This window comes from Flavobacterium bizetiae (assembly GCF_902804475.1).
Classification (GTDB): Bacteria; Bacteroidota; Bacteroidia; order Flavobacteriales; family Flavobacteriaceae; genus Flavobacterium; species Flavobacterium bizetiae.
Genome location: NZ_CADCSU010000172.1, coordinates 1 through 7,470, shown reverse-complemented (window position 1 = coordinate 7,470; position 7,470 = coordinate 1). Strand labels below are relative to the sequence as shown.

Here is a 7,470-nt window from a genome sequence, read left to right as displayed (position 1 = left end):
GTTTTAAAATAGAATTATTTTGCATAATTTTAAGTAAAACTATTTTATGTATAACAAGTTTACTATTTCTGAAATCATTCTTAATATACTGGCACAAAGCCCTGAAAAAACTTGCCCTTTTGAAGATTTAACCAGTATGGTTATTCCCTGTTTGAATGAATCCCTACAAGAGAGTTTACTTATCCAAAGGTCAAATCAGGCAAAAGTCTTAGATGCATTAATAATGCTAGATAGTGAAGGTCTTATTATTTTAGATTCGGCTACAGATACAAGCATTATAACTATTAAGGGACTAATAAATATAAGAAGCAAAAGCTTTCTAAATTGATAAACAGTCTTTTTTGACTTTCTAAATATATTACCCCTTAATACCTTTGTTAAAGAACTAGTACCAGTATAAATATCATTTATCTGCTTATTCTGCATTTATCACTGCAATATTTCACTTCGTCCCAGATTTTTTCCCATTTTTTTCTCCACGCAAATGGTCTCTGGCACACAATGCAGATTTTAGTGGGCAGGTTTTGTTTTTTAACTCCTCGCATTTTCTTTTTTATTTCTAAAACCCCAAACAATATCACTGGCCTGTTTCCGAGTTTGTTCTATGTCAACTATAGGCTCTGGATAATCTCTTCCTAATTCGCATTTGTAAAATTGCTGCTCAATAAGATTTAATTTCCATGGTTCATGAATTAATTGTGGTGGAATTTCAGCCAGCTCAGGCAGCCATTTCTTTATAAATATGCCCTCTGAATCGTGCTGCTGTGAATTTTTTACGGGATTATAAATTCTAATGGTATTGCCTGTTGTTGTAACGGCCCGCATCTGAATCTGCGGAAAATGAATTCCGGGTTCATAATCTAAAAACTGTCTTGCCAAGAAATGAAGGTCCCGCCAGTCCTGCCACAAATTGAATGTGAAAAAGGAAACCAGCATGGCCCGTATTCTAAAGTTGACATAACCTGTCTGGACTAAAAATCGCATACAGGCATCAACAATAGGAACGCCGGTTTTACCTTCCTGCCAGGCTTTTATATAGATTTCGTTTTTTGGCTTGACCAAGGAATCGTAATCTTTGTTTATATTTTCAAATTCAATTTGACAGTCATTTTCAAATTTTTGCATAAAATGGCAATGCCAGTGTAGTCTGGAAACAAAATTTAGCATAGCTCTTTTGTTGTATGATGTTTCATAAAACTGATTGGTATATTGATACACCATTCGCATGCTTATGTTTCCGTAGGTTAAATAGGGAGATAAACGACTACAGCCTTTTCTGCTTAAACAGGGTTTGGAAATATGTTTGCTGTAATTTACATGTCTCTCTTTTGCAAAACTCTCTAAGTACCGCCAGGCCCAATATTCGCCCCCGTGTTGAAAGTTTTCATTTCTCTCTGTTATTTCATCAGAAAGCGTTTCTCCTTTTAAATTTTGATAAAAATCAGGATCTAAATTTTCAAATTTAAAAGTATTCAGCTCAATCATTTTAGGAATTGCGCGCATTGTTTCTTCCCAGCGCTTATCCCAATCTTGTTTTGATCGCAGCTTTCTGATAACACCATGGAGCTGGAATTGTTTCCAAAGAATTTTATGATCATCAAAAAAAGACTTCATGGCAATATCCCTGTCAAAAGTGACTTTGTTGCCAATTTCCTCATGCGAAAACACTGTTTGAACATCATAAAGACTGCATAAGTGCTCAAAAACAGTCTGGACTTCGTTATGAAAATAATAAATCTGCGCAGCAAATGATTTTAATTTAGACTGCATTTCCTGTAAGGATTCATAAACAAACCGCCAATGACGGACATCAGCGTCATCGCAAGCCATTATTGAGGGTTCAAAAAAATAAACCAAAAGAAGGGGGATATTTTCCTGCTGCGCCACAAAAAGAGGTTCGTGATCTGTAAAACGGAGATCATGTTTGAACCACATAATATTTATCTTTTTTTTATTCAACTTTTAAGCAGTGATGTAATTTCCTTATCGGGCTTTGCATAGCTTAATCGGTATAACTGCATGGTTTTATGATAGCTGTCCAGACCGGAACAAGTAACGGTATTGGCTTTTTCTAAATCGAGGAAACCATCCTCAGACAAGCAGTCTTCGGGTATGAAAATCTGGACTATTTCCCCGATAATCATAGTAGTATTATTGATTGAAATGGCTGTTTTTTCTTTAAATTTAATGCCTAACTGTACGTTGCTTTCGAGCACAAAAGGAGCTGGAAAGTTATTTTTATATTCCGCACTGAGTCCTGCAGCATCAAATTCTGAAATTTCTTTATTGTATCTCGCTGATGTCTGATGTGCCTGCTTATAGATCTGTTCATTGATATGATTAATGGTATAGAATCCTGTATCTAAAATATTTCTCATGGTATCACGCTCGGGCGGGCTGGGGCGAAAAATCATACCTATTAATGGAGGATTTGCTCCAATATGAAAAAAAGAACTAAAAATGGATAAATTAGTATTTCCCTGTACATCAGAAGTTCCTACCAATGCCACACTTTTAAAACCGCCTAAACTATTGATTAAATGCACGGCAGTTTGCTTTTCCATTTTTTCCAGATCACTGGTTTTAAAATTTATTTTGTTTTTCATTAGTAGAAATTTATTAAAAAATGCAACTTTTCAATTGATGAGTATCCATTTTTTATCACTGTTAAGTCTAAAAGTAGCAATATGTTCCTTATTCCATTCTTTGGGTCCTATAAGTGAGAGAAAATCAAAACCGTCTGCATCTTTATATAAGTGATATATTTCACCTACAATAGGTTCAAAAGAAAATCTGGCATTGTATACCAATTCATTCCATTGGAATTCTTCGATTAAATCCTGGTATTGCATTTTTAGTTCATTGAATTTACTTTCAAACTCTTTCTTTACCTTATTTAGGCCCATGCCTTTCCATCCCGCTAAATCATCTGCTTTTATTACCGGTGCGCCAACACTTGTAGCATATGGCAATAGGCTTGCATTATAACCATGCTCAGAAGAAAATACTACATTATCGGGTTTATCTTTTTTTATCATCTTCGAATATTTTTATTAACGCTTAGATATTTTATTATTTGAAATTGCTCTTTGCCTGTTACATTTAAATCTGTCTATTGTTTCGGCTCTCTTTGCAGCGTGTTTTGTTTTACAATTTTCAACGCGAATGCGCCATAATTTATAACTGCTGAATTTTAGCTCTTTTTTCATTAAAGCTTTCACATCGGCTTCTGAAAGATGAAATTGAAATTTTATTGCATCAAAAGGTGTTCGGTCTTCCCATGCCATTTCTATAATTCTATCGATCTGAATTTCATTCAATACACCATTATCGATTTTTACAATGATTGACTTTATCATACATTTTGTTTAACAGTTATTAAATACCATTAAACAAAAATAGTACTTTTACAGTTATGAGAGAATTGATAATACATTAAATCTTAAACCAATAGATATAATCTAAAAGATGGGAAGAAATTCTATTTTATAAATTGATAAAAAATCCAGGCCACAATTCTTTATTTCAAGAATTCCAGCTTTTAAGTACTTAAAAGAGCTAAAAGTATAACATTTGATTTTTAAAGTTTATAATCAATTGATTAAAATTACTTAATTGAAAACTTGGAGTGCCAAAGATAAAAAAGAAGAAATTTAGGCTATACATTACATGTTTGCTTTGATTTTGAATACAACAGCGAAATTATTTTGACAAAAGTAAATTGCACAAAAAATATTACTTCAAAATACTCATCCATAATACCTTTTACTTAGTCCGATTTTATTTTACTTTATTTTTTGACTTCTTTTAAAACCAAAAAGAATATTAAAGCGTAAATGACTTTATAACTTAAAAAAAGTAATTATGAAAACTAGAAAATTTTTAGCAGTAGCAATCCTGGCATTAGGATTTGGATTTACATCATTTGCACAAAAAACTGTAATGGTTGGTGGAGCGGCTATGTATCCTAATAAAAATATTATAGAAAATGCGGTAAACTCAAAGGATCATACCACCTTGGTAGCAGCAGTAAAAGCAGCAGGATTAGTTGAAACTTTACAAGGTAAAGGGCCATTTACTGTTTTTGCACCAACAAATGAAGCATTTAGTAAATTGCCGGCTGGAACTGTTGATACATTATTGAAAACTGAGAATATTAAATCATTACAAACCATATTGACATATCATGTAGTGGCCGGTAAAATGAATAGTTCTGATATTGCAAAAGCAATAAAAGCTGGTAAAGGAAAAGCTGCTTTAAAAACAGTGAGCGGAGGAACTCTAACTGCCTGGATGGATGGAAAAGATTTGTACATTAGCGACGAAAGCGGCAATAAGGCTAAAGTTACAATTTCAGATGTAAATCAATCTAATGGTGTTATACATGTAGTGGATACAGTACTGCTTCCAAAAATGTAATTTGCTGAAAATAAATTACATTTATATAAAAAGCCCTGAAATTGAATTCAGGGCTTTTTATATAACTACTATGAGACACAATATTAATATTCAATTGTATAAGAGATTTTGATTACCATTTTATTGCCAGCTTAAGACTTTAAATATTTTGGACTTGACATCTCTTTTTCGGAAAAAATTAAGAAGATATCTTTTTACTATAAAGTACATGAACTAAGGTTCTGTCGCATCTGTCAGAATCAAATATAAGAATTTAAGTAATTTAAAATTTAGGCCGCCAATTTACAGAATGATTTAAACATAGTTATCCCTGGTCTAACCATTTGATTCTTTCTCAGCATATGCACAACTTCAATTCCGCTCAATGTTCGTCTGGCCGATTCAAAACTTTTAAAACCTAATCCGTTTTGTATACGCCACTTTATAAAACGATGATCCTGTTCCATAATATTGTTGAGATATTTACACTGTCGGATTTTAATCTTTGAGAATGAGCGTTTGTTATAGACTTTGATAGCGGCAGTATTAGAACCGCTTTTATCAATGTTTACTACTCTTGGTCTGTAGTTATTACTAATTGCTTTAATTAGAAATGACTGCGCACTCATTCTCTGTCTTTTTCTGGTCAAAAGAAAGTCAACCGTATTGCCTAATTTATCTACTGCCCTATATAAATAACACCAAATACCTTTACTTTGATATAGGTCTCATCCAATCTCCAACTCGCCCCCACTCTGCTTTTTCTCTTCTTCATCTCTGCCTCAAGCAAAGGTGCAAACTTATAAACCCAACGCTGAATCGTGGCATGATCCACAATGACTCCTCTAATCTTCATTAGTTCTTCAACATCACGGTAACTAAGTGTAAATCTTAGCTTGAAATATACTGCCTGAAGAATTATGTATTTTGGATAACAATGACCTTTAGTATTCATCTTTTGACCGGTTTAAAATTCTAAAGATAAAAGTTATTCCCAGATGCGACAGAACCTCAGAAAGTTAGTATAAACATACTCATCTTCCGGCCGACTTAAATACAGCAGACAAGGTAAATTGTGCAAGCGCCGCTTGCATAATTCCAAGATCCACTTCTAAAATTTACAATGGCTTGAATCATTCAGATATGATTTAGCATCTAGTTATTTACTATTTCATTATATTTGTATTATAAAATTATCTTTCACATGAAGCCCGCTAAACTATTCAGAACTGACAGCAGACAAACCAAATCACTTATAAGCGCTGGAATAAACAGTGCTAAAAATGCTATACGCCAGTCTAAAGCTTTGGATCTTCCTATTACGTATATAAAAGATGATGCAATTTACGTAGAGGATAAATTTGGTGTAAAACAGCAGGGCTCTATCATACGAAAAGAACAGCCAAAAAATATAATTAAAGGAATGATACTTCGTGCCAAGTAATAAAAAAATACGCGTATTCGCCGGTCCAAACGGCTCAGGAAAAAGTACACTACAAAAAGAGTTATCAAAAACATATTTTTCTGAAATCTTTATCAACGCTGATGAAATTGAAAGGAAATTAAAGGACTTCAAACTTATTGATTTAAATGATTTTGGAATTATTGGATCAGAGGAAAGTTTAGCTGAATTCAGTAATCTTCCTGACTCAATTTCATTGATAGAGAAAGCTTCTGCAGATAATCATAAAATCAATATTACAATAAGTGAAAACTGCATTGTAGATCATTCCACGTCTAAACATACCTACGAGGGTTCTTTTATTGCTTCTTATATCAGACATTTGATGATAAGGCAGAATAAGTCCTTTGTTTTCGAATCTGTATTTAGCCATCCTTCAAAAATTCAAGAACTTCAGGAATCAATAAATAAAGGCTATCGAATTTATTTGTATTTCGTCTGCATCGATAGTCCTGAGGTAAATGTTGCCAGAGTCGAAGATCGTGTTAACAAAAATGGACACGACGTTGATTATACAAAAGTTATTCAGCGCTATTATAGGACATTGGAATATCTGCATTCCATATTACCTCTCTGTTACCGTGCATATCTATTTGATAATTCAGGTTCCAAGCAGGAGCTGATTGCCGAATTATACAATGATGAAATGGAGATTAAATCCGAGACATTTCCTAACTGGTTTCTAGAATATGTTTTGCCATACTACACAGCAGAATAATTTTTCTTTTTATAAAAATTATTTATCTTTCAAAAATTTGACGCTCTTAAATAAATTTAAAAGCAACACAATTCCAACTAAAGCAGCGAACTGCTTAATAATATTGATTGAATGACTTTTAGTCGCAAAAAAAGTATCAACTCCAAGTAAAGTTGATACCTTTTTTGCACGTAAAAGCTAAGGCGGTTTTTGCATTCAAGTTCTTGCCGAATCTTTTTCTATTTTCAAAATTTTGGTGTAAATTTACACCAAGCCGATTTTTATAATTATGACACGACAAAGTATATCATTAACTGCTCCGAATGAAGAATGGTTAAAAAATCAGGTTAATGCAGAAGAGTTTAGCAGTAAAAGTGAAGCCATTAACTTTTTAATAAAAAAAGCACGTTCACAAGAAGAGTTTTATGACCTTGTAAGGGCTAAAATAGATAAGGGAGAAAAAAGCGGTTTTGTAAAAAAACAAACCAGAGAAGAAATGTTAGCGGAGTTTAAAACGGATTTGGGAGATGTATAGCTAATATTTAAGTAGCGAGGCCAAAGAAGATTTAAAAAGAATTTATTACTATGGTGCCGGTAAGTTTGGAATGGATCAGGCCGATAATTATTTCAATATGTTTTACGATTGTTTTGACAAAATAGAACAAAATCCATTTTTATTTCCATCTGCCGACCACTTCAAAAAAGGATATCGGTATTGTGTCTGCGTTGTCGATACTATATACTACCGATTAAATGGAGATAAACGAATAGAGATTATTACCATTATTGGGAGACAAGCCTTTTAGAGCTTGAGTTTCGCTAGGTTTAAAATTATAAAGATAAAGTTATCCTAATGCGACAGAACCATTTTTTTCGATTTAAGACATTGTAAAATAAAAAAACAGCGCGAACG

General features: G+C 33.0%; 10 protein-coding genes and 1 pseudogene. 5 read left to right on the top strand and 6 right to left on the bottom strand.

What is annotated here, in order from left to right; genetic code table 11:
• Positions 1-407: 407 nt before the first annotated feature.
• Genes FLACOL7796_RS21780 through FLACOL7796_RS21760 form a run of 5 tightly spaced genes read right to left on the bottom strand, consistent with a single transcriptional unit; the run spans position 408 to position 3,359 of the window.
• Entirely contained in the window at positions 408-545 is a 138-nt protein-coding gene (locus FLACOL7796_RS21780) for a DUF2256 domain-containing protein (protein WP_154785514.1), read from the bottom strand.
• The gene (locus FLACOL7796_RS21775; RefSeq protein WP_232067436.1) at positions 532-1,935 is read right to left on the bottom strand and encodes a cryptochrome/deoxyribodipyrimidine photo-lyase family protein; all 1,404 of its coding nucleotides are present in this window, start codon (positions 1,933-1,935) and stop codon (positions 532-534) included. Before FLACOL7796_RS21775 ends, FLACOL7796_RS21780 begins: the two co-directional genes overlap by 14 nt.
• A gap of 20 nt (positions 1,936-1,955) precedes the next feature.
• Positions 1,956-2,606 carry a flavin reductase family protein gene (locus FLACOL7796_RS21770; protein ID WP_173972888.1) on the bottom strand — a complete coding sequence of 217 codons (651 nt, stop codon included), beginning with the start codon at positions 2,604-2,606 and terminating at the stop codon, positions 1,956-1,958.
• A 30-nt stretch (positions 2,607-2,636) separates the two neighbouring features.
• On the bottom strand, positions 2,637-3,038 hold the full coding sequence (locus FLACOL7796_RS21765) for a DUF2452 domain-containing protein (protein WP_317168357.1): 402 nt from the start codon (positions 3,036-3,038) through the stop codon (positions 2,637-2,639).
• Positions 3,039-3,053: 15 nt separating this feature from the next.
• Positions 3,054-3,359, bottom strand: coding sequence for a TIGR03643 family protein (locus FLACOL7796_RS21760; RefSeq protein ID WP_089481741.1), 306 nt, complete (start codon positions 3,357-3,359; stop codon positions 3,054-3,056).
• Between the two features lie 505 nt (positions 3,360-3,864).
• On the opposite strand from FLACOL7796_RS21760, the gene FLACOL7796_RS21755 reads away from it, so the two are divergent.
• Positions 3,865-4,419, top strand: coding sequence for a fasciclin domain-containing protein (locus FLACOL7796_RS21755; protein ID WP_173972887.1), 555 nt, complete (start codon positions 3,865-3,867; stop codon positions 4,417-4,419).
• A gap of 269 nt (positions 4,420-4,688) precedes the next feature.
• On the opposite strand, the gene FLACOL7796_RS21750 is transcribed toward FLACOL7796_RS21755, so the two are convergent.
• Positions 4,689-5,353, bottom strand: a protein-coding gene (locus tag FLACOL7796_RS21750) for an IS6 family transposase (RefSeq protein WP_394367914.1) whose coding sequence is annotated in 2 segments (ribosomal slippage) — positions 4,689-5,113 and positions 5,113-5,353 — 666 coding nt in all. Because the reading frame shifts where the segments join, the coding sequence is not laid out codon by codon here.
• Between the two features lie 249 nt (positions 5,354-5,602).
• On the opposite strand from FLACOL7796_RS21750, the gene FLACOL7796_RS21745 reads away from it, so the two are divergent.
• From FLACOL7796_RS21745 to FLACOL7796_RS21730, 4 genes and pseudogenes are all read left to right on the top strand, one after another.
• A complete protein-coding gene (locus tag FLACOL7796_RS21745; RefSeq protein WP_078228027.1) occupies positions 5,603-5,842 on the top strand; it encodes a hypothetical protein in 240 nt (79 codons plus the stop codon).
• Positions 5,832-6,578, top strand: coding sequence for a zeta toxin family protein (locus tag FLACOL7796_RS21740; RefSeq protein ID WP_173972886.1), 747 nt, complete (start codon positions 5,832-5,834; stop codon positions 6,576-6,578). Before FLACOL7796_RS21745 ends, FLACOL7796_RS21740 begins: the two co-directional genes overlap by 11 nt.
• Positions 6,579-6,846: 268 nt before the next feature.
• Positions 6,847-7,092 (top strand): ribbon-helix-helix domain-containing protein, encoded by a 246-nt coding sequence (locus tag FLACOL7796_RS21735; RefSeq protein ID WP_173972885.1) that lies wholly within the window; start codon positions 6,847-6,849, stop codon positions 7,090-7,092.
• Positions 7,093-7,111: 19 nt separating this feature from the next.
• A pseudogene (locus tag FLACOL7796_RS21730) lies at positions 7,112-7,363 on the top strand (type II toxin-antitoxin system RelE/ParE family toxin); the annotation flags it as partial.
• Between the last annotated feature and the right edge of the window lie 107 nt (positions 7,364-7,470).

Coding starts and splice junctions, on each gene's coding strand:
- FLACOL7796_RS21745 (WP_078228027.1), top strand. CDS start 5,603: ATGAAGCCCGCTAAACTATTCAGAACTGACAGCAGACAAACCAAATCA.
- FLACOL7796_RS21765 (WP_317168357.1), bottom strand. CDS start 3,038: ATGATAAAAAAAGATAAACCCGATAATGTAGTATTTTCTTCTGAGCAT.
- FLACOL7796_RS21735 (WP_173972885.1), top strand. CDS start 6,847: ATGACACGACAAAGTATATCATTAACTGCTCCGAATGAAGAATGGTTA.
- FLACOL7796_RS21755 (WP_173972887.1), top strand. CDS start 3,865: ATGAAAACTAGAAAATTTTTAGCAGTAGCAATCCTGGCATTAGGATTT.
- FLACOL7796_RS21770 (WP_173972888.1), bottom strand. CDS start 2,606: ATGAAAAACAAAATAAATTTTAAAACCAGTGATCTGGAAAAAATGGAA.
- FLACOL7796_RS21760 (WP_089481741.1), bottom strand. CDS start 3,359: ATGATAAAGTCAATCATTGTAAAAATCGATAATGGTGTATTGAATGAA.
- FLACOL7796_RS21775 (WP_232067436.1), bottom strand. CDS start 1,935: ATGTGGTTCAAACATGATCTCCGTTTTACAGATCACGAACCTCTTTTT.
- FLACOL7796_RS21780 (WP_154785514.1), bottom strand. CDS start 545: ATGCGAGGAGTTAAAAAACAAAACCTGCCCACTAAAATCTGCATTGTG.